Genomic DNA, 1,500 nt, shown 5'->3' on the forward strand with positions numbered 1-1,500 from the left:
GACCTGCCAACGGTCGGCGGTGACGACGGCGGAAACCCGGCCTCCGGCGTCGCGCGCCAATTCAAGAACGTCAGTGAGGTATTTTTCTTGCTGGATGTTCTCGGTGGTCACTTTGCGCAACTGCTCGCGAAGCACCTTTGCGTCAAAAGCGTAGATGCCGGAGTTGACTTCGCGGATGGAACGTTCGGCGTCGCTCGCGTCTTTGTGTTCGCGGATGCCCAGCACGGTGCCGTCCTCGGCACGAAGGATGCGGCCATAGCCATTGGCGTCATCGAGCACCGCGGTCAGGACCGTCACGGCGTTGCCTTCGGATTCGTGCGTGGCGACCAGCTCGGACAGAAGGGAACCGGTCAGCAAAGGCACATCACCGTAGGTGACCACTACCGTGCCAGTGAGTTCTGCCTTCGCGTCCAAGGCGTCAAGGGCTACTTCCACCGCGCGCCCGGTCCCCGGAACATCGTCCTGGTCCACGATGACGGCGTCGGGATCGATCAGTTCAATGTGCGCGGCGACGAGGTCCCGCTCATGGCGGACCACGAGGGCCAGCTGCCGGGGATCGATGGAGCGCGCTGCGAGGATGGCGTGCGCCACCATGGAGCGTCCGCCGATTTCGTGGAGGATTTTGGGAGTCCGTGACTTCATCCGCGTACCGGCTCCGGCAGCTAGGACAATTACAGCGGCGGGGCCAGTAGTATCGGGGCTCACGAAGTCGCTCTCCTTGCTCGGTTACGTCCGGGCGAACCCGGCTGCGGCATCTGCTCTATCCTACTCTTGCCGATTCACAGCCTTCCGTGCAGCCAGTGGACAGCTTCGGGAGAGACGGTGCCTTCAGAGGCGGTGCCGGCAGACCACCGACAAGTTCCGCCCATAGGATTCGAACCTATACTCCACGGCTCCAAAGGCCGGGGTGCTGCCATTACACCAGAGCGGACCGTGCGCACTTAGCCCTTGCGGACGCAGGGTCCGCGGGGTTCCCGATTGACCGGGTCGCACACACAAGAATCTAGTTTGCCATGACCATCGCGGTGTTCGCGACTTGGCGCAACCCCGAGTCCTTTCCAGCGGTATTGGCGGGCACTCCAGAGGCCGCTTCACGCGTGCCATAAGGATGATGGATGCGTGAGCAACAGCACAGGACTTCCCCGGCAGTCGACGGGTTCCAGGGTGATCAACCACCCACCCGCAGCCAGGTTGTCCGTGCCCGGATGACAGGCTCCCAGCGCCGCTCCCAGCTCATCGAAATTGGCCGGGGCCTCTTTGCCGCCCGCGGCCTGGACGCCACGACCATCGACGAAATCGCAGCCGCCGCGGGCGTGTCCAAGCCGGTGATTTACGAGCACTTCGGCTCGAAGGAAGGCCTCTACACCCAGGTTGTGGAGTTCGAATTCCGGATCCTCCTCGACGCCATCAACGAGTCCCTCGCCGCCGAAGCCAAACCACGCGTCCTCGTTGAACAGGCGGCCCTTGCCTTGCTAGGCTACATCGAGGAGCGGAGCGACG

At 63.3% G+C, this 1,500-nt stretch carries 2 protein-coding genes and 1 tRNA gene; 1 reads left to right on the forward strand and 2 read right to left on the reverse strand.

Translation table 11 applies throughout. From position 1 onward, the window contains the following. Both AHiyo1_RS26265 and AHiyo1_RS06050 read right to left on the reverse strand, forming a co-directional pair. On the reverse strand, window positions 1-705 hold a 705-nt coding region (locus AHiyo1_RS26265; protein WP_253257181.1), incomplete at its 3' end, for an NTP transferase domain-containing protein. Between the two features lie 154 nt (window positions 706-859). Next, window positions 860-931, reverse strand: a tRNA-Gln gene (locus AHiyo1_RS06050). 274 nt (window positions 932-1,205) lie between these two features. Here AHiyo1_RS06050 and AHiyo1_RS06055 point away from each other — a divergent pair. Beyond that, window positions 1,206-1,500: TetR/AcrR family transcriptional regulator (locus tag AHiyo1_RS06055; RefSeq protein ID WP_148667487.1), on the forward strand; the 295-nt coding region annotated here is incomplete at its 3' end.

It is taken from the genome of Arthrobacter sp. Hiyo1 (genome assembly GCF_001263615.2).
In the GTDB taxonomy this organism is placed as follows: domain Bacteria; phylum Actinomycetota; class Actinomycetes; order Actinomycetales; family Micrococcaceae; genus Arthrobacter.